Source organism: Rhodothermus bifroesti, from assembly GCF_017908595.1.
In the GTDB taxonomy this organism is placed as follows: domain Bacteria; phylum Bacteroidota; class Rhodothermia; order Rhodothermales; family Rhodothermaceae; genus Rhodothermus; species Rhodothermus bifroesti.
Genome location: NZ_JAGKTL010000004.1, coordinates 224,299 through 246,957, shown reverse-complemented (window position 1 = coordinate 246,957; position 22,659 = coordinate 224,299). Strand labels below are relative to the sequence as shown.

At 51.2% G+C, this 22,659-nt stretch carries 13 protein-coding genes and 1 tRNA gene; 10 read left to right on the top strand and 4 right to left on the bottom strand.

Features of this window, described 5'->3' with window-relative positions; all coding sequences use genetic code 11:
* Positions 1-5 precede the first annotated feature (5 nt).
* From J8E65_RS10200 to J8E65_RS10180, 5 genes are all read left to right on the top strand, one after another.
* Positions 6-1,208, top strand: a complete 1,203-nt coding sequence (locus tag J8E65_RS10200; protein ID WP_210375644.1) for a tetratricopeptide repeat protein — start codon at positions 6-8, stop codon at positions 1,206-1,208.
* Positions 1,209-1,221: 13 nt separating this feature from the next.
* On the top strand, positions 1,222-4,611 hold the full coding sequence (locus tag J8E65_RS10195) for a glycosyltransferase (RefSeq protein ID WP_210375643.1): 3,390 nt from the start codon (positions 1,222-1,224) through the stop codon (positions 4,609-4,611).
* A gap of 78 nt (positions 4,612-4,689) precedes the next feature.
* Positions 4,690-4,869: a hypothetical protein gene (locus J8E65_RS10190; protein WP_210375642.1), complete on the top strand. Its 180-nt coding sequence runs from the start codon at positions 4,690-4,692 to the stop codon at positions 4,867-4,869.
* Between the two features lie 205 nt (positions 4,870-5,074).
* Positions 5,075-7,036, top strand: coding sequence for a PAS domain S-box protein (locus J8E65_RS10185; protein ID WP_210375641.1), 1,962 nt, complete (start codon positions 5,075-5,077; stop codon positions 7,034-7,036).
* 3 nt (positions 7,037-7,039) lie between these two features.
* On the top strand, positions 7,040-7,696 hold the full coding sequence (locus tag J8E65_RS10180) for a response regulator transcription factor (RefSeq protein ID WP_210375640.1): 657 nt from the start codon (positions 7,040-7,042) through the stop codon (positions 7,694-7,696).
* A 30-nt stretch (positions 7,697-7,726) separates the two neighbouring features.
* Here J8E65_RS10180 and J8E65_RS10175 read toward each other — a convergent pair whose 3' ends face one another.
* Positions 7,727-9,064, bottom strand: a complete 1,338-nt coding sequence (locus tag J8E65_RS10175; protein WP_210375639.1) for an HD domain-containing protein — start codon at positions 9,062-9,064, stop codon at positions 7,727-7,729.
* A gap of 226 nt (positions 9,065-9,290) precedes the next feature.
* On the opposite strand from J8E65_RS10175, the gene J8E65_RS10170 reads away from it, so the two are divergent.
* The 5 genes from J8E65_RS10170 to J8E65_RS10150 all read left to right on the top strand — a co-directional run bounded on the left by J8E65_RS10170 (position 9,291) and on the right by J8E65_RS10150 (position 19,345).
* Positions 9,291-9,378 (top strand) — tRNA-Ser (locus J8E65_RS10170).
* Between the two features lie 338 nt (positions 9,379-9,716).
* Complete coding sequence (locus J8E65_RS10165; RefSeq protein ID WP_210375638.1) at positions 9,717-10,646, top strand: TerC family protein; 930 nt, start codon at positions 9,717-9,719, stop codon at positions 10,644-10,646.
* A 91-nt stretch (positions 10,647-10,737) separates the two neighbouring features.
* On the top strand, positions 10,738-13,719 hold the full coding sequence (locus tag J8E65_RS10160; RefSeq protein WP_210375637.1) for a UvrD-helicase domain-containing protein: 2,982 nt from the start codon (positions 10,738-10,740) through the stop codon (positions 13,717-13,719).
* A complete protein-coding gene (locus J8E65_RS10155) occupies positions 13,707-16,493 on the top strand; it encodes a PD-(D/E)XK nuclease family protein (protein ID WP_210375636.1) in 2,787 nt (928 codons plus the stop codon). Before J8E65_RS10160 ends, J8E65_RS10155 begins: the two co-directional genes overlap by 13 nt.
* A gap of 2 nt (positions 16,494-16,495) precedes the next feature.
* Positions 16,496-19,345, top strand: coding sequence for a TolB-like translocation protein (locus tag J8E65_RS10150; protein ID WP_210375635.1), 2,850 nt, complete (start codon positions 16,496-16,498; stop codon positions 19,343-19,345).
* A 2-nt stretch (positions 19,346-19,347) separates the two neighbouring features.
* On the opposite strand, the gene J8E65_RS10145 is transcribed toward J8E65_RS10150, so the two are convergent.
* From J8E65_RS10145 to J8E65_RS10135, 3 genes are all read right to left on the bottom strand, one after another.
* Positions 19,348-20,184 carry an SCO family protein gene (locus tag J8E65_RS10145; protein ID WP_210375634.1) on the bottom strand — a complete coding sequence of 279 codons (837 nt, stop codon included), beginning with the start codon at positions 20,182-20,184 and terminating at the stop codon, positions 19,348-19,350.
* A gap of 70 nt (positions 20,185-20,254) precedes the next feature.
* Positions 20,255-20,641 (bottom strand): response regulator, encoded by a 387-nt coding sequence (locus tag J8E65_RS10140; RefSeq protein ID WP_210375633.1) that lies wholly within the window; start codon positions 20,639-20,641, stop codon positions 20,255-20,257.
* Between the two features lie 52 nt (positions 20,642-20,693).
* Positions 20,694-22,655 carry a ComEA family DNA-binding protein gene (locus J8E65_RS10135; RefSeq protein WP_210375632.1) on the bottom strand — a complete coding sequence of 654 codons (1,962 nt, stop codon included), beginning with the start codon at positions 22,653-22,655 and terminating at the stop codon, positions 20,694-20,696.
* Between the last annotated feature and the right edge of the window lie 4 nt (positions 22,656-22,659).

Sequence of the window (22,659 nt, the reverse complement as noted above, 5' to 3'; positions counted from 1 at the left end):
GTTCGATGCAGGATAACCTAAAGGCCCTATTGCTTCAAGGGGAAGATCATTTTCTACAAGGATCTTATGTGCAAGCGTTGCATCTTTTCGAGAGGGTATTACGCGAGGATCCGGATAATACCTATGCCTTAAACGATGCCGGACTGGCCTATGCTGAGCTCGGGCAGATAGAAAAAGCCGTTGAGTGTTTCGAGTACGCTTTGCATTGTGATCCTACGCATGAGCGTGCGTTTTATAATTTGCTTGACGTGTTAATGAAGTACGATTTTTGGGATTTAGCTCAAGAGGCATATCATCAATATAAATCGAACATTTTAGATGGAGAAGAAAGAATAAAGTATAAGTCTATTTTTGAAGATCAGAAAGCTTTGGTAGAGGAATCTTCTCAAGTAGTAATCATCTTGGGAATGCATCGTAGTGGGACGTCTACGATATCTAGAATATTAAATCTGTTAGGAGTTTATCTAGGTGAAGCAGAAGATTTTTTGAAACCAGCACCGGACAATCCAAAAGGTTTCTGGGAGAATAAATTCTTTGTCGAAGTGAATGATGAAATACTAAGGAGATTAGGTAGTCCAGCTGACAAAGAATATACCTGGAGTGAGCCTCCGATTTTTTATGAGGGTTGGGAAAGGTCGAATAAATTTAGGGATTTAAAATTTAGAGTTATAGAATTTATAAACAAAAACATGTCTAAGTATAAAATATGGGGATGGAAAGATCCAAGGACATGTCTTACACTTCCTTTTTGGAAGGATGTTATACCTAATGATAAAATAAAATATGTAGTATGCCTGCGAAATCCTCTGAGTGTTGCCAAATCTCTACAAAAAAGAAACAATTTTCCTTTAGAAAAAGGCCTAAAACTTTGGTTTAAGTATAATATGCTGATATTAAAAAATATAAGATCAAGTCCCAAAATTATCGTAAATTATGAAGATGTGCTAAACGATAAACACAGAAACATACAGATAGAAAAAATCAAGAAGTTTATAGGAATAAAACATAAAATAAATCTAGAAAATATTAACAGTTTTGTTGAAGAAAATATGAGTCACTATCATCACAACATGCAAGAACTTCTACATTTAAACAATGTTAATCCCATGATAAAGTTCTTGTATTTCTCTCTCTATGTTGTGTCAAAGCATGAAAGTGCCTACGTAGATTTTATCTTCGATATTATTTCGGAATTCAATATTAACTAAAATAAATATAGATATGAACAGGAATGTTTTAATCGGAGAAGAATTCTTTGTGAGGGGGGAATATGGAGAAGCTTTGCGATTTTTTAAATCTGTATTGGATGTAGATCCTCAAAACACTCGGGCACTCAACGATGCAGGGTTGGTTTATGCTGAGCTGGGTGAAGTAGAAAAAGCCGTAGAGTATTTTGAAAAAGCTTTGCAATATGATCCTTCATTTGCGAAAGCCTTTTTTAATCTTTTGGATACGTTAATTAAATATAATCACCTAGACTTGGCAGCTGAAGTTTATTTAAAATACCATGTAAATATTGATGATGAAGAGAAAGTAAAATATGAAAAAATATTGGGGAATGTAATATATGAAATACTGTCCATTAAATTGAAATTGGAAGAAACAGTTGACCTAGGTAAACCTAAAACTGCAGAAAATCCTATTAAAGTTGCTTTTATTTGTGGATCTAATACCAGTTTTATCATTGATTTAGAAATTGCATTTTCGGCAAGATATCATGTCAGGGCCTATCACTTCTCAGAAAAGGTAGACTTTCGATTAATTCAAGACGCTCTAGATTGGGCAGATGTTGTATGGTTCGAGTGGGCCGATGCCATTTTAGCACAGGCCAGCAATACGTTAAGAAAAACCGCAGCCGTGATTTGCAGAGTGCATAGATATGAAGTTTTTACCAATTGGTTTGAAAACATAAACTGGAATTTTGTAGATCATCTGATTGTTACAAGCAAACATGTCTACGATTTAATCAAGGAAAAAGTAGATTTAAGCAAATTTGATTTTTTAGACGTTTCTATAATTCCAAGTATAATTAATATTGATAAATTTGACTTTCATGTCAAAGAAAAAGGATATAACATAGCTTATTTGGGATATCTAAATTATAGGAAAAACCCATCCTTGCTTATTCAATGTATTAAAGCACTTGTTGAGCTAGACAAAAAATATAAATTGTATATTGGAGGCATAAAGCAAAATGAAGAAATTGATCAATACCTAACAAATATTATTGATAAATTAGATCTGAAGGATAATGTGATATGGTGTGGATGGATAGAAAATGTATCTGACTGGTTGAAGGATAAACACTATTTGATACTTCCAAGCATTCATGAAGGAAATCCTTATTGTGTTTTGGAAGCAGCAGCATGTGGTGTTAAACCATTAGTCCATTATTTCCCTGGCTCTGATGAACTTTACCCTAATTCGTGGTTATTTAAAACAGTAAATGAATTTGTTGATAAGGTCATAAATGATACTTATGACTCTTTTGCATATAGAAGATATGCTGAAGAAAAATATTCTTTTGATATATATGCAGAAAAGCTCTTTTCAATTATAGAAACGTTATCCAAAAGGTGGAACGAATTTAAGTCTAGCTTGGATATTAAAAGAATAAATAGTAAAAGCGTTTGTATTGTGGCTTCAGATTTTGTGGGCATAGTAAAAAATGGAGGTATAGGTACTGCATATACAGAGCTGGCAGAATTATTGGCCCAAAATGATTGGCAAGTGACTGTTTTATATGTAGGACATCGTGTAGATAATTCTACTTATAAATGGATAGAGTACTATCGCAAAAACAATATTCAAGTTATACCACTTTCTGCATTGCTAAATAATTGTAGTTTAAAAAGCTCATCTTTGTCTAGGGCTTTATCTTTTGAAATTTATCAATGGCTAAAAAAATATCAAGAATGTTTTGATGTTATTCATTTTCATGAATGGCAGGGATTGGCATTTTATTCAATGCTTGCAAAAGAACAAGGGTTGGCTTTTAAAAACTGTAAAATTGTTGTTGGTGTACATAGTCCTCACTTATGGACCTTACACTATAACCTAAAATTTCCTGGTATTAGAGATTTAGAAATTGATTTTATGGAGAAAGAAAGTGTCAAGAGAGCGGATTATGTTTGGTTTATTAATAACTATATGAAGAATTGGATTGAAAAGCAATGGAATATTCATGTTTCCAATTATATCATTAAACCTTATCCATTATTTCTTGATGCGATTGGTGTAGATACAGAGCAAAAGAACAAGTGTAATAAGCTGAATCTGATTTTTTTTGGGAGATTAGAGTTTAGAAAAGGCTTGGATATATTTTGCCAAGCTTTAAATCTTATAAAAAATACTGAGGTAGCTCATTGTATCGATCAAATCTTCTTTTTAGGAAAAGATGTAAAAATTGAAGGTAAAAATAGTAAAAAATATATACAGGAAAAATCTAAAGGTTGGCCTTGGAAAAACAATATTTTATCCAATTTTGATAGGAATGAAGCCTTGGAGTTTATTAAAAACTGTAATAATGCTATTATTGTTATGCCATATCGTATGGATAATTCTCCTCTATCGGTTTATGAATGCTTAGCTCTTAAAAAGAGGTTTCTTGTAACTAATGTTGGAGGTATCCCCGAGCTTATTCATCCTGATGACCATGCATACTGCTTATTTGAGCCTAATGCCGCTGCGCTTGCTCATGCGCTCAGTGAAGCTTTGACTAAGCTTCCTCCTATACCTAGACCTGCAATTGATCAAAAAGAAAATAGAAAATCTTGGGTTGCGTGGCATAATGCATTGGTCAGAGCAGAAAGGCGTGCTCCGAATCTAAAAAACCTTGAAGATCGTAATCCTTTAGTTAGCGTATGCTTAGTGCACTACAATAGACCACATTTTCTTGAACAAGCCATTAATTCTTTGTTAAACCAGACTTATCACAAGTATGAGGTTATTTTAGTTGATGATGGAAGCGACAAACCTGAGGCGCTTCAGTTTTTGGAAGATATAAAAGACTTGTTTGAAGAAAGGAAATGGAAAATTTTAAAACAAAAAAATAAATACGTTAGTGCTGCAAGAAATTGGGGGGCAAAACATGCTGCAGGAGAATATGTTATGTTTATGGATGATGATAATTTGGCAAAAGATTTTGAAATAGAGACATTTGTCACTGCAGCTCTTAACTCTAATGCTGATATATTAACTTGTGTCGCTGATAATTTTAAAACAGAAGAAGATTTTGTTCTTAATTTACCTGTTGCTAGATATATACCTTTGGGCGGATTTTTAGAGCTTGGATGTATTGAAAATGTGTTTGGAGATGCTAATATGCTTGTTAAATTGAAGGTTTTTCATGAGCTTGGAGGATTTAATGAATTAAGAAATTTTGCTTTTCAGGATTGGGAATTCTTAATTCGAGCTTGTTTAAATGGGTATAAAATTAGTGTTGTCCCTGAACCTTTATTTTGGTATAGAATTCATGGTGAAAATATATCAAGAGGTTATAATAATTATAACAATCACCTACTGAAGCTAGAACCATATTTACAAAAGCCGATCTTGGATGTCTATAAAAAACTTTTTTTTGTATTAAATAGCATTCATAACGTAGATTAGGACAATTTCTGTTTGCTTTCTTCTTTAAATTCTTTATTTTTAAGACGTGCTAGTGTGAAAACCAAAGTCCTAAATACAATGGGGCGCGAGATTACTCCTGCTTGGCTTTGGATAGCGCTAGTGCTCACTTTTTTGCTGATGGTGGCGTTTTTTGTTTTTCTGGCTTATGTGCTTGGGCCTGCAGCGCGGCTAGATACCAGTGCTGACGTGCTATCTTTGCAGCGTTTTAGCCTTGGGCTGCCTCAGGCTGTTACCTGAGTGCTTTGCTGAAGCGCTGTTGGACGTGGGTATGTGGTGGCTAGCGCTGATGCCTTTACGGCTGGTAGTTGGGGGTGGCCTCTAGTCTTGACGTTCGTCCTGGCGGGCGCGGGCAGAGGTGCCCTTTATAGGCTGAACAAGTCTTCCTCTGAGGCATTTCGCGTTTATATTAAAGCACTGGTTGCCATTAGCCCTAAAGCCCTTTATGGATTCGCTTGCCGTCTGGATTGTTGGAACGCCGCGCAGTTTAGGACTGCGCTTAGCGCAGTTTTTTAAAGCATTGGGGGCTGAAGTGACGCTTGTTGGTGCTGGCGATACGCTGTTGGTAGAAACCTTGCCAGCATTGATTCTGCTGTTTGGGTATCCAGACGGACTACGCAGTCAGCTCGAAGCTTTGCGTGCGGCACCTAATGGCGAACAGGTGGTCATTGTTGCGGTTCCGGCCGATCCTACAACGCCGGGTTCACTTGAAAGCTTATTGGCAGCTGGTATTGACGATGTGCTGGACGTTAGGGAGCCGTCGGCCTTGCTTGAGGCCCGGCTTCGGCTTTTGCTGCGCCGCGCACGGGCGCGGCAGCGCCGCTGGGAAATTGAGCGTGAACTGCACGTGCGTGCAGGTCAGCAGGCTGTGGTGGCCGAGCTTGGGCGCCGTGCCTTGGCTGGGCTACCGCTACCGCTCTTGCTGCATCACGCAACCGAGCGTGCAGCAGCAGCATTAGGCGTTGAGCTGGCTAAGGTGCTTCAGCTGCTTCCCGGTGGTCAAGAACTGCTGCTGATAGCTGGACATGGTTGGCAAGACGGGTTGGTCGGTACCTTTCGCATTCCGGCCGACACCCGTTCGCAAGCCGGCTACACGCTACGCGTTGGAGGTCCAGTAATCGTTGAAGATTTCTCCCGTGAAGAACGCTTTTCTTGTCCGGAGCTGCTCAGCCGTCATGGCGCCCGGGCTGGACTGAGTGTACCGATCTTTGTGGATGGACGCGCTTGGGGTGTGCTGGGGGCTCATACCTGTAGACCTCGTCACTTTTCTGCAGACGACGTGCATTTTTTGCAGGCTGTAGCCCACGTGCTTGCTGCCGCTATTGAACGCCAGCGGCATGAGGAGGCTCTGCGTGCCAGTGAAGCTCGCTACCGTGCCATTGTGGATACAGCAGCTGATGCCATCATCACTATCGACGAAAACGGGCATATCTTGCTTTTTAATCCAGCTGCTGAAAAAATTTTTGGCTATCGGGCTGAAGAAGTGCTCGGTCAAAACGTATCCGTACTCATGCCTTCTCCTTATCGGGAGCAGCACGACCGATACATCCGTAACTATCTCGAAACCGGTCGCCGGCGCATCATTGGACGTGGCCGTGAGGTTACCGGTTTGCGCAAAGACGGCAGCACGTTTCCCATGTACCTGGCCGTCAGTGAAGTGCGCCTCCCGGATCGAAGGCTGTTTACCGGTATCGTGCGTGATCTTTCCGAAACGCGGCGTTTGGAGCGCGAAATCCTCCGCATCAGCGATGAAGAGCGTCGGCGTATCGGGCAAGATCTGCACGACGGTCTTGGGCAAATGCTGACTGGTATGGCGCTTATCAGCCAGAGCCTAGCGCGACGGCTAGCCGCTCAGGGGCGGCCTGAGGCCAGCGAACTCGAAGAACTCACGGACCTAATCCGACAGGCCGATCAACAGGCCCGAACGCTGGCCCGCAGTCTTATTCCGGTAGAGCTTGAAGCCAATGGGCTTGAAGCAGCACTGAAACGCTTGGCCAGCCAAGCCGAGCAGCTTTTTGGCGTGCCGTGCAGGCTCAAAGCAGATCGCAAGGCTCACTTGTCGGACAACGTAGCGGCCACACACCTCTATCGCATTGCCCAAGAAGCAATCAATAATGCCGTGCGTCACGGCAAGGCCAAACACCTAGAGATTCGCCTAGCAGCAGATCGTGAAGCCTTGCATCTATGGATCCGTGATGATGGCATAGGCATCCCTGCCGAACTACCCGAAACCTCCGGAATGGGCTTGCGGATTATGCACTACCGCGCTCGCCTTTTAGGGGGCCATTTGGAAGTGCGGCGTCGGCGCAAGGGAGGAACTGAAGTGCATGTGGCCATTCCCCGCAGCGGACGGGTATTGCCTGCCGATGCATCCCAAGTACTTCCTACAAGCGATCTAATTCCCTAAAGCATGAAGAAACGCATTCTGATCGTCGACGACCACCCTCTGGTACGCAAAGGACTAGCTTTGACGCTTGAAGCTGAGCCAGACCTGGAGGTTTGTGCGCAAGCCGCCTCAGCTGAGGAAGCGCTGGGCTTGCTCGATAAGGTTCAGCCTGATTTGGCTATCGTGGACATCTCGCTGCCTGGCATGAGCGGTCTAGAGCTGATAAAGCATTTGCAGGCTTGGAAACAGCATTTACCGGTGCTGGTCATTTCGCGTCACGATGAAGCCCTCTATGCGGAACGGGCTATCCGGGCTGGGGCAAGGGGCTATGTGATGAAAGTCGAGGCCGTGGAAGTAATTGTCAAAGCAGTGCGACGCGTGCTGGCCGGGGGGCTTTACGTTAGCGAGGAGCTCAGTGAGCGCTTGCTCTTAAGTATGACGGGCCACCGGCGGGCTCTTGAAACGCGCTCGCCCGTCGAATTGCTGAGCGATCGGGAATTGGAGGTCTTTGAGCTGACCGGTCGTGGCTTAACAACCCGCGAAATCGCTGAGCGGCTGCACCTTTCGGTCAAAACCGTTGAATCCTATCGCGCCCGCATCAAAGCTAAGCTCGGGTTGCGCACCGCAGCTGAACTGATGCAACATGCGGTGCAGTGGGTAGAAAATGAGGGCTCGGCTTAAACATGCACGCTGCCGCAGAGTCGTAGGCCTTTAGGGCAGTTCAAAAGGCAGCTCTTTGGGCAGGCAAAGGTAAGGCTTACGTACAAAGCGAGCTATGGCATCGATCGCTGGGGCATCGGTCGTGCGCGATAGCTCGCGGATTTGGTTGTCGCGGTCAAGCACTGGGATAGGATCAGCCACAGGTTCATAGGCAGTATGCTGGGAGGCATCGGCCGTGAGGTAATAGGTGGCGGCTTCCTCTGCTTGCGTTTTGGGGACAATACCCTGCTGTACCAGCCATTGGGCGATGCGCCCACGCCACTGAGCAAGTTGCTCGGGCGATGGTGTCTGGGGCAGAAACGTGGTGCGAAAAAAGCGGCGATGGAGAAAGCGGCGGCTTAAGTCAGCCAGTACCGCATCCCTCGCTTGACTCCATTGCTTAATGCTATAGAGTACATCCACATCATCAAGCTGGCAGAAGGCTTCGATAACTTCGTCACGCCCCAAGGCTTCAGGTGCCTTGAGGGGGTGCTCGAGAAAGAAGCGAAGTGCCGGTGCACAATATGTGGCCGCTTGCGCATCCCCAGCTTGAATCAAGCTGCGGGCGCGTCGAATGACAGAACGCAGCAGTGCGTCGGCGGCTAGCACTGTTTTGTGCAGGTACACCTGCCAGTACATCAGTCGCCGCGCAATGAGAAAGTTTTCTACGGCATAGATGCCCTTAGATTCAATGACAATGCGGCTGTCTGGTCCACCCTCAATAGGGTGCACCTGAAGCGTTTTAATGATGCGCTCGACCCCCACTTTGCCTTCAACGACGCCGGTGTAAAAGGAATCGCGGCGCAGATAATCGAGCCGGTCCATATCGAGCTGGCTAGAGACGAGCTGATGAAAGAAAGGACGTGGGTAAAGGTCATCGAAGATCTGAATAGTCAGCTCCAGGGCGCCATGGAAACGTTCGTTAAGCCGCAAAAGGAGCTGTCGGCTCATGGCTTCGTGGGTGAAGCCCTCGATAAGCTGATGCTCGAGCGTGTGCGAAAACGGTCCATGGCCTATGTCGTGCAGGAGCGCTGCTGCACATGCAGCCAGGTGTTCTTCGGCCGATATGGGCGTTCCTTTCTCTGAAAGATGCGCGAGCGCTTCTTGCATGAGCGCCATGGCGCCCAGGGCATGGTTAAAGCGGGTGTGTTCGGCTCCTGGAAAAACCAAATGACCCAGCCCAAGCTGCCGGATGCGTCGCAGTCGCTGCACCTCGGGTGTTTCGATGAGGTCCAGCAGCAGGTTTTGGGGCACTGAAATAAAGCCATGGACGGGATCAGAGAAGATCTTAAAGCGGCTTTGCTTCACGGTACCGTTGCAGCGATACGTTATAGCAAACGTAAAATACATTGCAGCGCCTTGAAAAATCTGCGGAAATAGCTCCTATTATCGCAGCAAAAAATTTTTCCCTTCCTAGGCAGAAGACTAGCGCACTTTCGTTGGGAAAAAGCATCGCAAAAACTTTGGGGTAGCCTTTAATAAGGCAAAACCGCATTGGATTGACTAGCGCGGTTTTGGTGGTTCTTTGCAGATTGCTCGTAGAACCCAGCTATGCGGCGTGAGTATATTGGCGGCTGGAGGGGTGCCGGAGCGGTCGAACGGGGCGGTCTCGAAAACCGTTGTGCCCATTGCGGGCACCGAGGGTTCGAATCCCTCCCCCTCCGCCTAGCCATAGATTTTGTGTTTGTGTGCGCGGGATTGCGCCAAAAAAGACTTTGCACGGGGAAGCTGTTTTGTTAACTTTTAGGACATCCGAAGGGGAGTAGCAGCCGGGCGGCGACGTCCGGGGGCGGAATCGTCAGCACGAGGCGCTTGTCACCTCCGGTTCCGCCCGCCCATGCTTCAGGTTTTTGCGAGACCTTCGGCCGATGTGCCACCGCAGGCCATGCCAGGCGGGCGGTTCGTCGGTTGAAGGTTTTTTTGTGCCACTTCAACGCGACGAGCCGTGACCTTTCTGGAAGGCTGCGCAGCAAGTTTAAACCTAGCCTAGGGAGGTTATGCTATGGAATTCCCCTTATGGATCTGGATTTTCTTCCACGTAGTGGTTGTGGTCATGCTAGCCATAGACCTCGGGGTGTTTCACCGAAGTGCCCATGAGGTGAAGTTTAAAGAAGCTGTTACTTGGAGTATTGTCTGGATTGTTGTGGCGCTGGCTTTTAATGTGCTGATCTTGGTGCTCTGGGGTGTAGTGCCCGCGTTGCATTTCTTTACTGCTTATCTTGTAGAAAAGTCGCTCAGCGCAGATAATATCTTTGTGTTTGCGGTGATTTTTTCCTATTTCGCGGTGCCGCCGGCCTATCAGCACCGGGTACTGTTTTGGGGCATCATAGGTGCAGTGCTTATGCGGGCGCTGTTTATTTTTGCCGGTATTCAACTGTTAGAAATGTTTCATTGGATGATTTACGTCTTTGGGGCTTTTCTGGTGTATACAGGCATTCGATTGGCTCGGCGCAATGCAGAGCAAGTGCATCCGGAGCACAACCCAGTTTTGCGCTTAGCGCAGCGTGTATTTCCGGTAACGCCTACCTATCATGGCCAGCATTTTTTTGTACGTGAGAACAACCAGTGGAAAGCAACGCCGCTTTTTCTGGCGTTACTTGTGGTGGAAAGTACCGACGTGATGTTTGCGGTTGATTCGGTACCTGCCGTGCTGGCCATTACGCCGGAGCCGTTTATTGCGTACACGTCGAATATCTTTGCCATTTTAGGGCTTCGGGCACTGTATTTTGTGCTGGCGGGCCTAATTCAGCGCTTTCGGTATCTGCACGTTGGCTTGGCTGTTATTCTGGCATACATCGGCTGCAAGATGCTGGTGTCAGATCTGTTTAAGATTCCGGCCGTGGTCTCGTTGGGGGTTGTAGCGCTGGTTTTGCTTATAAGCGGATGGGCTTCGCTGCGGGCCGAGCGGCGCGAGCGCGTGGCGCATTCTTAAATGCTCACTTTGGACTTGAACGTATGAGCGGCTTGGGCTAAGCTTAGCCCAAGCCGCTTTTTGATGTGTCCAGCCCGTGCAGCGCATACACATGTCGGAGTCTCCACCCTTTGAGTTGATTACGGCCTCGGCCGGATCAGGAAAAACGCACCAGCTTACGCTACGCTTACTTCGGAGGCTGGATGCGTTAGCGGATGCCCTACCCCGCTTACTGGCGCTGACGTTTACGAACAACGCGGCCCGCGAAATGCGTCGTCGCGTGTTTAGGTATCTAAAGCAGGCAGCCTTAGGTGATCCCGAAACGCTAAACTTACTGCAGGAAGCCTTGGGCCGCGATGCTGATGCGGTTGCGGACTGGGCACGGGAGGCCATAGCGCTGTTGCTGACCCAGTATAGGGCATTCCAAGTGATGACGATCGATCGCTTTGTTGGACGTCTGTTGCGCAGCGTTGCCCATGAACTGGGTTGGTTATCTTCTTTTGAGCTTGTGCTCGACAGCCAGGTGCTTTTTGAAGAAGCCTTTGCACAGATAGCTGCCGAGGAAGCTGCGCTGCTGGCAGAGCTAAGCGATTTACTGGAGAAGGGGGATTACCTTTGGGATCCGTACACCAGGCTGCGCGCAGAGGTCCACCGGCTCTACGAGCTACTGCTGCACTGGCCTTTGGATCCTCCTGCAACTTGTATCGATCCTCAGGAATCTAACGACCTACGCGTTGAGCTCGAGCGTGTAGCCTGTGCAATGAAGCAGCGCATGGCGCCGTTTTTGGCGCAGGGGTTAGAGCTACGTAGCCACTTTCAGCGTCTGCTGGAAGATGCGCAAGCAGGCAACTTAGATAAGTTGGTCGGCCGCAGTCTAGATCAGGAAGCTTTCAAAAAACACAAAAATAAATCCCAAGGGGAAGCAGCGCTCGAGCCGTTACGAGCGCTGCTCAGCCAAATCGTGCAGCGCTATGTCTACTGGCTGGCACGGTCGCGCCCAGCCCCTTATATGCAGCTCTACCATCGAATTCGGCCGCGTTTGCGCCAGCATCAGCAAGAGACGGGGCAGGTATTGCTCGGGGAAGGTACGCGCAACCTGCTAGAATTACTGTTCAAAGGAGTTGAGCTTCTCGAACAACGATGGGGTTATTTGCCCGAGCATCTGCTACTGGACGAGTTTCAGGATACGTCGCCTGCGCAATGGGCTGTACTTGAGCAGCTAGCTAGGCGAGCTTTGCAAAACAACGGTAGCCTGTTTATCGTTGGGGATACCAAGCAGGCAATCTATGGCTTCCGAGGGGGTGATTGGCAGATTATGGCGGGCTTGCAGCAATGCCCGTGTTTTCATGGCACGCCTATCACCGTGAAGACCTTGGAGACAAATTACCGAAGCGATGGGCAAATCGTCCAGTTTGTTGAACAGCTGTTTCGAGAGCGGGCCCCTGCCTTATTCCAAGGAGACATCGAAAGGCAGTACTTTGTTGCCAGTGGGCTTAATCGGGTGGGGCAGCAGGTGCGTCCTGGTCGGGAGGAAGCCGGCTACGTGACGTACAGGCGTCTGGAGGCTGACGATGCACGAGAAAACCTATTGCAGTTGTTAGAAGAGATCAAGCAGCGGGGTTATCGGTGGCAGGATGTAGCAGTGCTGGTGCCGCGTAACCGTGATGCAGTGCAGGTAAGCACCTGGCTGACCGCAAAGAATATTGCGGTGCTGTCGCACAGCAGTCTAGATGTGCGGCGGCAGCCGGTAATCGATGGTGTGCGGGCACTGTTGCGGTTTTTAGATGTGCCGATCGACGACTTAGCGTTTGGGTCGGTGCTTTTGAGTCCGTTATTGCAAAATATTTTAGACACTGCACAAATCCACGATTTTTTACTAAAATATCGCGATAAGGAGCCGCGCTACACCGCTTTTCGCGAGGCTTTTCCTGAAATTTGGGCGCAATACTTTGAGCCGCTCTTTACCCGTGTAGGCTATCTGCCTGTGTATGACCTGACGGTAGAGCTCTACCGCATCTGGCAACTTTTTGAACGTTTCCCGGAAGAAGAAGCAGCCTTGGCCAAATGGCTGGAGGTGGTGCATGTCTTTGAGGCTTCTGGACAAGGTGGGTTGCGCGAGCTGCTTGCCAAGGTTGCGGCGTCTTTGGAAGACGACGACTGGGATTTACCGGTGGCTGAAGGACAAGATGCGGTTACAGTGATGACCGTCCATAAGGCCAAGGGGCTCCAGTTTCCCGTAGTGGTGGTGCTCTGGTTTCTTTCTCGTCCTTCCAGAGAGGCTTTTACGCTGATAGGCGATGAGCAAGGGCGGCCACAGCTATGGGCATTGCTTCAGGATTATGAAAAGCACAACTCGGATTTGGCCGCGCTACGTCGGCGCACCCAGGCGATGGGCCTCATCGATGAGCTTTGCCGCGTCTACGTGGCTCTCACGCGCGCTGAGCACGAGCTGCACGTGCGTGTTGTGGTAAACAGCGAAAAGGGCGCGCAGTTGGCAGCTTTCTGGCCAACCGAGGCTGGCACCTGGGGAAAGCCTACACCTGCAAACGTGCATTCGTCGGAGCTTAAGCCTTCCGTTGTTTTGCGCCAAGGCGTGGCGGTTTGGGATCCCAAAGCACTAGCCCCCCCAGCCTGGGATTCCCATGCACTGCGGCTTGGCGAATTATGCCATGCGGTGCTGGCGCGGCTGCACACCCTTGAGGCAGACCTAGAAAACCAGCTGGTCCGGGCTTTACAGGATGCACTGGCACAGCATCCTGAATGGGTCAAGCTGCAAAAAGAAGCCCACGACTTGCTTCTAGCATGTTTACGGCGTGCGGAGATTCGGGAATTATTTACGCCCCGCGATGGGCAAACCGTACACACAGAGTGGGAGGTGGTCGATGCTACCGGCGCCTTGCGGCGCATTGATCGCTTGCTGCTGAGCGCTGATGAAGTTGTGGTGGTGGACTTTAAAACCGGAGCGCCCAATCAGGAGCATCACGTGCAGCTTCAGGATTATGCGCGGCTTGTGTCGGCACTGTGGCCCGAGCGACAGGTCAGGTCCTGCTTGGTTTATGTCCATCCGAGCCCAAACGTGGTATGGAACGCGTAAAGGTTTTTCCTACGGGGAAGGCGCTGATTCCCATTGTTTTGGAGCATCTGCAAGCAGAAGGGGCCGATTGGCATCGTAATTTAGTCATTTTTCCAGGCCGCAGGCCGGCACATTTTTTACGTAAGGCGTTGGCTGAGCGCTTCGGTGGACCTTACATCGGACCCAGCATCTGGTCCATTGAAGATTGGGTTGATCACCTGGCGCGTGATGTGCTTGCTTTTGGGGGGCGATGGCTAGAGCCCTTGGATGCCTGTGCCGTGCTCTTCGAGGTGCACCGCTCGCTCACACATCGCTATGGCGGTGATCACTTTCTTGGAGCAAGTCGTTTTTTGCCTTTGGGGCTCCGGCTGCTGGATACGTTGGAGCTGTTGCATGCTGGAGCAGTTGCCCCGGAGCAATTGGCTGAGGTGGGCTTAAACGAACCTTTGGTTGACTACTATAGGGCATTTTATGATCATTTAGAGCGCCAAAACTACTGGACACGCGCACGTCGCTTTCGAAAGGTTGCCGAGCGTCTAGCTGAGGTAGATTTATCGCACTACAACCGGATTATACTGGCGGGTTGGTGTGCACTTTTGGCAGTAGAAGTCCGGCTGGCGCGTCAGCTACTCAACTTGCCTCAGGCTGTAGGGCTTTTTTTAGCTGGTCCTGGTCTGGAAGCAATGTTGCAGCGTTTAGGGGTGGCTTGTTTTTCTGCGGAAAAGACACCAGCATCGCTGCCTGCGGTGCACATTTACCAAGCTCCAGACCGGCATGGGCAGGTATTCGCGTTGGCAGAAAAGCTTGCTAAGCAGCGAGAAATAACCCAGCGGCCGCTTGACGAGCGCACCGTGGTTGTGCTGCCTGCTGCTGATCTGTTGTTTGCTGTGCTACATCATGCCGTGAGTGTACTGCCTAAGGGTGAGCCTTATAACGTGTCGCTAGGCTATCCGCTTGGGCGCACGCCTGTAATGGCGTTTGTGCGGGCGCTTGTGGCCTTGGCTGAAGGATGCACCGGGAAGGATTGCTACGATGCCCAAGCCTATCTGCGTTTTATACATCATCCGTACACGAAAAACATTCGCTTTGGGCAGCGCACCGATGTCACGCGTATCTTAATGCACGCGTTGGAGGCACATGTCATCCAAAACGGCAAAAGCAGCGTTGCCCTGGATCAACTTGAGGCCGAAACGTCGCTTTTTGAAGCGGCAGCCCAACAGGCCGCTATCCTTGATGCGGCGGCAACCCCAGAAGCTCTGCAGGCGCACTTACGTGCGTTGCATGACCGTACGCTTCGCCGCCTGCCCCAAAAGGCTGCTACGCTGGCTGATTGGGCTCAGCGCACAATTGAGGTGCTCACCTACATGGCAACGTACAGTACCGCTCGGTTGCATCCCTACTTCGATCGTTTTTTTGAGCAGCTTATCGAAGCCCTCGAAGCTATAGAGCGATCGCTGCTTGGCAACGCAGAGCTAGAGCGGCCAAGCGACTATTTGCGTTTGCTGGAAAGCCTAGGGGCTATGCAGCGTGTGCCTTTTGAGGGGACACCGGTTGCTGGTTTGCAGGTGCTGGGGTTTCTGGAAAGCCGGGGCCTAAACTTTGAAACGGTCTATGTACTGGATGCCAATGAAGACGTGCTGCCTGCTGCAGAAGACCCAGATCCTTTTTTGCCCGATGCTCTACGCAGGCGCCTTGGTCTGCCCACAGTGGAAGATTGGCAGCGCCTCGTTCAGTACTACATGGAAAACCTCATCTATGGCGCGCGTGACGTCCATCTGTTTTACATGGAAAATCCGCGTCGTGGTGAGCGTAGTCGTTTTGTCGAACAGCTCATCTGGCAGCTGGAGCAGCAGCAGGGAAGCGCTCGAGCAGCAGAGCCAGTGCAGTTGGTGTCCTATAAGCTGCGGTTACACGCCAAGCACCCAGCTCCCATCCCCAAGACGGAGGCCATGCTGAACGTGCTGCGCACGCTTCCGTACAGTGCTTCGCTACTGGACACGTACCTAACGTGTCCGTTACGTTTTTACTACCGAGCCGTACTTAACCTGAGGGAACCAGAAACGATTGCAGATGAGCCCGATGCACGCACTACAGGGGAACTGGTACATCAGGCTTTACGGTGCTTTTTCGCTCCCCTGGTCGGTCGGCCTCTGAGGGCCGATGCACTGAAGGTTGAACGCCTACGCAGGGTGATTGAGGCATGCTTTGACCAACGGTATGGGCAGCCGCTTGCTCCAGCCCTTGCTTTGCTACGTCGGCAGATAACGCGGCGTTTGGAAGCCTACCTTGCCTGGCAAAGCGAGCAGTTGGCAACCCAAGAGATCACGATCTTAGCCCTGGAGCAGTCGCTGGAAGTCTCCTGGAGAGGCTTTACGCTCAAGGGCTTCGTCGACCGCATCGACCAGCGGGGTGACCAGATTTTTCTTTTGGATTACAAGACAGGGGGTTATCGGACGGTATCGGCTAGTCAATTAAATCCCGACGATCGTTCAAGCTGGGCAAAGACGATCGGATCGTTTCAGCTTCCTCTCTACCGGCTGCTCTACGCCCAAGCCCGAAATCAGCTGCCCGAGGTGATCGCTACGCGGTACGTCCGGCTAGGCCAGGGCGATTTTGCAGAAGTTGATTCGGGTGTTGAAGACACTGAAGCTTATAAGCGCGTTTTGGTGGTTTTAGAGCAGCTGCTGCAGGAAATGGTCGATCCAGAGATTCCCTTCAAGCCGGCTGAGGCTTTGGAAAAAGCTTGTCCGTCTTGTCCATATCGGTCGTTTTGCGGTACACAATGGGTGCAGTAGCCATGCAGCTTGCGGTTCGATATAGCGTAGTGATTGGCGTGTTGCTGTGGAGCATCGTGCACAAGGCTACAGCGCAGTGGTATGAGGTTACCTACCGACCTTCTGGGGTGCGCTACCAAGTGCTGCAGCACGGACCTTTTGAAGTCATCTTTCAAGAAGGCCGCCTGCTGGAAGCCCAGCGGCTAGCCGTCCTACTGGAAATGCATTACGACAGCGTTCGGGCGCAGGTAGGCGTGCAGCGTGCGTTTCGCGTGCCTGTAATTCTCAACGATTATCGGGATCGCGGCAACGGGTGGGTTTCCCCCCTGCCGTATCGCCAAGAGATCGATGCGGCTCGGTTGCGAGGGTTGACGCTAGCGCCGACGGCTCGTTCATGGCTGGATGCGGTTGGGCCGCATGAGCTGGTACATGCGGCCCATGCAGAAATCAACGCTGGAATGGGCATAGGTGGCCTGCTGCGGTGGATCGGGCCGGACTGGAGTCGGCTGCTCAACCTTAGCACGCCTCCAGGCTTTGCAGAAGGCATCGCGGTGCATTACGAAAGCCAGTTCGAAGGAGGGGCAGGGCGGTTGCACTTTCCGTTCTTTGCCATGGAGTTTCGGGCTGCTATGGCTTCTAGGCAACCTTGGCGGTTGGCTCAGCTTTTAGAAGCTCCGGCGTATACTTGGCCCTTTGATCGGCACTACAAAGGAGGCGGGCATCTGTATGCTTATCTCCAGGAAAATGGGCACGCCGATTTTTTTGGGCGCAGTGCGCGTTGGTTCCACCGAATGCCGCTCACCGGTTTTGGCGTGGCCTTTTGGTATGGTACGCGAACGTTTCCAGCTACGCTGGGACGGCAGTTTCGTGAAAGGACACGCGCGCAGCTCCAAGCCGAATTGAAGGCGCGTGGGCCGTTCACCGCTGTGGAGATCATTCGCTCAGCGCCCGGGCTGATTTTACGTCGGCCTTATTGGCTGGATGCGCGCACGTTGGTCGTTTATGCTCAGGGTTACCGAACACGCCCGGGCTATTATCAAATCGATGTTGAAACAGGCCAGATGGTGCGTCTTCGGGCTTTTACTGCTACCGAAGACTATCGGTATGCCTTGGTGCCCGACCGTAAAGCTTTGCTCGTAGCTCGCTACGTACCCGATGTCTTACTCTCTGGACGCCTAACTGCTGAAGTGTACCGGCTTGCGCTGGACGGCCACATTGAGCAGCTGACACGGGGCGGACGTGTTTATGCCCCTGTTCCAGCACCAGACGGTTCGATTTGGGCCTTGCAGAACGTAGGAAGTCACAACCAGTGGGTACGGATCAAGCCCGATGGCCGTGTTGAGCCGCTTTTAGCGTTTGACGCCGTGTTCTTTCTACAGCTTGCCCCGTCGCCTACTGGTGATCGTGTGGCAGTGCTACTGCACCAGCAAGGTCGGCAAGGTCTCTTTGAGGCCCGTATAGGCGCCGGAGGTCGGTTTCTACTCCGTCCTTGGCTAGCTTTTCGCCAGGGGGCCATTTACGACGTGAGTTGGAGCGAGGACGGTCGTTGGCTGCTGTTTACGGCTGATCCCGATAGCGTGCCGAACCTGTACGCGCTCGAAATCGCTACGGGTCGCGTGTTGCGGCTAACCAATGTGCCCTTTGGTGCTCTAGAGCCGACCCTCTCTCCCGATGGCAGATGGCTGGCTTTTATCCACTACCAGCACGAGCGCTATGAGCTTGTGCGCATTCCGTTTGCGCCTGAGGGTGCCTTGGAGGTGCCATCGGCATGGCTAGAGCCCTTTGCACTGGTCGACGCTCGGTTGGAGGGCACTGTGAGTCCTCATTTGGCGTCTGAAATTCGACCTTATCGCTCTTGGCGCTACCTGATGCGTCCACGTCTTGCTTATCCGATCTTTGCCCTAGCCCAAAAAGATGCAGAAGGTTATGGTAGAGGATTGGGTTGGGGTGGGGGACTAGGGCTTGCGGGTACCGATCCCTTAAAGCGCTGGGCTTACCAGGTGCAAGGCTTTTACCGGCAAGACCGGCTTTGGGGAGATTTTTGGCTAGCTTATGGAGGGTTGCCTTTTCGGCCTGGGCTTTACCTCTACGATTTGCCGTCAACCGCGTTGGTGCGTCGGCCTGATGGGTCGCTTTGGCGCGTTGGGCGAGAGCGGCGTGGAGCAGCGCTGGTGGCTAATTTGCCTGTGCTTTTTGAGTCTAACGTCTATAACAGCTGGGCGCTTTTGACCCTGCTGGGGCGGTACGAGTACGAGCGGCTTTTTGCGCACACGCAGCCGAGGAGCCCTGCTTTGCTGACCGATACGCGGTGGATGCTGGAGCCAATCGTTACCCTCAGCTTTCGCCTGCAGCAAAACTGGCGCGACCTCATGCCTAACCAAGGCATGAGCTGGACTACGCGGGCGCTGTGGGATCTTAAGCGCAGCAGGTTGCCGGTCCGCCAAGCCTACATGTCGCGTCTTTACCTGTATGTGCCATGGTTTGCGTGGGCGAACGTAAGTCTGCGTTTGGATGTCGGCCTGCTTTGGCAAAACCGTGGGGGAATTTATACCCTGACTACGTTTTTGCCGCGTGGGGAAGAAGATGCCTATCTAGAGCGCGGCCTGTTTGGCCGCGCCGGGCTGCTGAGCACGATGCCGCTATGGTTTGTAGATAATGGCTTGGTGTTGCTGCCGATCTACCTTGAGGCGCTTTACCTGTATGGCTTTGCCGAAACCCTACAGCCACTCCGTGGCCCTTCCAGTGAGCCGATGTTTAGCCTAGGGGGCGGTATAGGGGTGCAAAGCCGTTTGTTTTCTTATGTGCGGGTGGATTTGCGGTGGGGGGCCGCTTATCGGGTACGAGAGGGCCGCTGGCAGACGGTGTGGCGCTGAGTTTACTCTGATTGGAGCACTTCTGCGAGGGTTTGCAATACGTCTTCAGGTTTCCAGCGATTGCCTCGCCAGATGCGTGCAATGCGGCCATCGGGTGTAATGAGTGCCGTCGAAAGGTTGTGTACGATTTCAACCCCTTCGTCCTGGTAGTGCACGCCAAACTGCGTGGCTAGCTGACGAATGGTTGTGGTGTCGCCGGTGGCAAACGTCCAGCTTTGCGTGTCGGTCGTATAGCGTTGCGCGTAGCGGCGCAACACTGCAGGGGTATCGTGGGCTGGATCGAAACTGATGGTCAGCAGGCGTGCGCGTCCTGGGAAGTGTTGTTGTACGAGGGTTTGGAGTTTTTGAAAGTTTTCAGACATGCGGGGACAAAAGTCTGGCACTGGGCATCGGGTATAAATAAAAGTTAGTACTACGGCCTGGCCTTTCAAATCGGTTGTACGTAGCGTGGTGCTGTCCTGGGTAAGGAGTGTAACCCCAGGGAGCGGGTCACCTTCTTCTAATAGCGGAAGCCCATGGAGCGTAGGTCGCTCGCCCTCGGCCAAAGTAAGCGAAGTGCCTGGGGGAAGGCGCCGGATGTTGGTGATCCACGAGCTGTCGCGTGTTACATGAAAAGTGAACTGAACGGCATCGCCCAGCGATAGGCTTTGGAGCGCAGTGGTATCGACCGTATGAAAGGGCATGGTCATTGCAGGCATGTAGCCAGGAACGGCTTCATGGGCGATAAACACCGTACGGCCATCGTCACCAAAACCCACAATGCGGCCGCGCATTTCGTAGGAGCGCGATAGTTGGCAACCCATCCATGCCAACAAGAACACCAGTAGAAAGCGGGGCATCACCGGGGCAGGGATCGTTTTATCAACCGTACGCTGTAGCAACCGAATGGATCAAAGCTCAGCTAAAAATTCAGGATCGGCGGCGGTAAAGGGCAGCAGCAATGGCTTCAAGAAGCTGCTTGCGGGTAAACGGCTTGGTTAAGTATTCGTCGAATCCAGATTCTAAGAATTGATGCCGGTCTTCGGGGCGCGCATAGGCCGTAAAAGCAATAGCCGGAGTGTCGCGATACGAAAACTTGGTGCGTAACTCACGGAGTAAATCGACACCGGTGCGTGTTTCGCCCAGGTTAATGTCCAGCAAAAGAATTTCAGCCGTGGCCTCTTGAGCCAGCCGAAGCGCCTCGTCGAAGGTAGCTGCCAGCAATACCTCGAATTGATCTTGGAGGAGATAGCGTAGCAAGATGCGCGTCTCTGGGTTGTCTTCGACGGCCAGCAGTTTGGGCTTAGGGGGAGGCATAGCGATACTGGAAAGTTCTTTTTGGAAAAAGATCGGCTTTTCGAAGCAGCACTTAATCCAGTTGCCATTGGGCGAGGAATTGCCACAGGCGTTTAGGGGTTCCAGTTAAGGGTTGGGTGATTCCGTAACGGACCTGAAGGCGTGCTTGTCGCAGTGGCCTAAGCTGCAGGCGCAGTAGCATGCGCTGCCCTTGGCTCGTTAAGGCGCTCAGTGCGGTGCTGTAGCGCAGGCTGGGTTCCAGCGTGTAGAGCACTAAGGAAGGCGTTGTGTTGAAAAACGTGAGCTGGGCATCGAGCTCGATGGGCGGGATTGGTTGCCAGCGAAGCAGGTGTTGCAGCAGCCATCCTCGACCTGTTGTGCTGTCGGTGCGCTGTACGTATTCAAGGCGTGTCTTAAGGTGCACGGTAGGACTGAAGGTATAACTACCTTGCCAACGGAGGGCCAAATAATGCAATGGTAGGGTAGTTTCAAGCAACGACCCGGCTGGTCCAGCGGCTTCGATGCGGCGAATGCTCTGGTGCAGGCGAAGTTGCAGGGAGCTTTCCAGCCAGGGACGTGGCCGGTAACGGAGCTGTATCCAACGCACCTGGCCACTAGCAGGCCAAAACATCCCGTAACGGGGCCACAGGTGACGGTAATGATCGACGGCGAGCTGGAGTTGCCAGGCTGGATCGAGCAGGAGTTCTAGGCCGCCATAGAGGCCTGTTTCCCCGCTTGGGGGGCCGCTGCGGGTATCGAACGGATCGCCATAAAGGCTAACAAAGCGTGTTGGAAAATGACGAAAAGCCAGTGTAGCTTGTGCAAAGCGCCCCAGCGAGCCTGATAAGTGGCCACTCAAGCCGAGCGGTCGTCCTGCTGTAGCTGCAATTTCTACGCCCAGCAGGGCTTGTCTGAGTGCGATTTGTCCAAAGGCTCCAGCTGCTTGGGCCACCCGGCCGCGCCAAGCATGGCGCTGATAAAGGGCAGGGGTAGGCTCCAGAGGCGAGCTCCAACGAACTTCGTAGACCACCAGTCCTGCTGAGAGTGTGGCTTTGGTGACCAAAAGTGCACCACCCTTTACATCAGCCCGGACCTGGCTTTTACGGCTTTGTTCTGCAGGTGTGCGATGCAAGCCAGAAGCTGGCAGGCTTACGATGCTTAAGAAAGGGGTTGCCACTGTGTCTAGGCGTGCGTCAAGCCAGCGTCGCGAGGCAAAGGCAGCCAGCGATACGCTAGGGGCTAAAGTGAACATGACGGCCAGGCCGCGGAAAAAGCGGGTCTCGTCGGTTCCGCTATAGGGGGTAAGGCCTGACCCCTGGCGCAGTGGGGTACGGGCTGCGGCCTGATAGCTGTCGATGGCAGGGAGCGACCAAAGCGTAAGCCCTAACCCCCAGCGCACGCTAAAATCCCCTAGAATGAGCCGGCGTAGGATACCGCTGCCTTCAAAAAGCAGAAACCCTACCGTGTGGTCGAAGCCATAAGTGCGCCTTTCAGGATCCCAGCGCAACGGTTCACCGGGGTCGTTTTCTAGCGTCAGGCCAGCCCGCAATGCCTTGTAGCTCAGGTGCAAACGCGTTTGCAGACGATAGGGAGGGCCAAGATAAGCTTCCTGGTGGGCCTCAGGATCATAGTCGAGCCGCTGGAGGAGGTAGCCTGTCAACCGTTGTGGGGAGGGAGGGGGATGTACCGTCAGGAAGGGCCGCAGTCGTTCTAGTAACTCCGGAGAAAAACCCTCGATGTGCAGCAGCTCTTCGAGGTTTTGCCACGGGCCATGCTGCTGACGGTAACGTACCAGGCGATGGGCTAGCACGAGGGAAAATCCGGGAAGCTGCGCCAGCGCTTCGGCTGTAGCCGTGTTAACGTTAAGGGGTTGCTGGCGGAGCTCTTCGAGCCAGGCGGCTAGGGCTTCGAGTCCTTCTGGATCGATAACTGCTCCTTCGAAGGCTTCTTCGAGCAAGCGTTGCAGGGTGTCAGCCGGCTGGGCTATTGCCGGCAGGACAAAAAGAGCAGGCAGCAGCAGACGCAAACAGCGCATAGCA

What these genes read in the sequence shown, in the direction of transcription:
- J8E65_RS10155 (WP_210375636.1), top strand. Translation starts at nt 13,707, where the DNA reads ATGGAACGCGTAAAGGTTTTTCCTACGGGGAAGGCGCTGATTCCCATT.
- J8E65_RS10135 (WP_210375632.1), bottom strand. Translation starts at nt 22,655, where the DNA reads ATGCGCTGTTTGCGTCTGCTGCTGCCTGCTCTTTTTGTCCTGCCGGCA.
- J8E65_RS10150 (WP_210375635.1), top strand. Translation starts at nt 16,496, where the DNA reads ATGCAGCTTGCGGTTCGATATAGCGTAGTGATTGGCGTGTTGCTGTGG.
- J8E65_RS10160 (WP_210375637.1), top strand. Translation starts at nt 10,738, where the DNA reads ATGTCGGAGTCTCCACCCTTTGAGTTGATTACGGCCTCGGCCGGATCA.
- J8E65_RS10195 (WP_210375643.1), top strand. Translation starts at nt 1,222, where the DNA reads ATGAACAGGAATGTTTTAATCGGAGAAGAATTCTTTGTGAGGGGGGAA.
- J8E65_RS10200 (WP_210375644.1), top strand. Translation starts at nt 6, where the DNA reads ATGCAGGATAACCTAAAGGCCCTATTGCTTCAAGGGGAAGATCATTTT.
- J8E65_RS10180 (WP_210375640.1), top strand. Translation starts at nt 7,040, where the DNA reads ATGAAGAAACGCATTCTGATCGTCGACGACCACCCTCTGGTACGCAAA.
- J8E65_RS10185 (WP_210375641.1), top strand. Translation starts at nt 5,075, where the DNA reads ATGGATTCGCTTGCCGTCTGGATTGTTGGAACGCCGCGCAGTTTAGGA.
- J8E65_RS10165 (WP_210375638.1), top strand. Translation starts at nt 9,717, where the DNA reads ATGGAATTCCCCTTATGGATCTGGATTTTCTTCCACGTAGTGGTTGTG.
- J8E65_RS10190 (WP_210375642.1), top strand. Translation starts at nt 4,690, where the DNA reads ATGGGGCGCGAGATTACTCCTGCTTGGCTTTGGATAGCGCTAGTGCTC.
- J8E65_RS10175 (WP_210375639.1), bottom strand. Translation starts at nt 9,064, where the DNA reads ATGTATTTTACGTTTGCTATAACGTATCGCTGCAACGGTACCGTGAAG.
- J8E65_RS10140 (WP_210375633.1), bottom strand. Translation starts at nt 20,641, where the DNA reads ATGCCTCCCCCTAAGCCCAAACTGCTGGCCGTCGAAGACAACCCAGAG.
- J8E65_RS10145 (WP_210375634.1), bottom strand. Translation starts at nt 20,184, where the DNA reads ATGCCCCGCTTTCTACTGGTGTTCTTGTTGGCATGGATGGGTTGCCAA.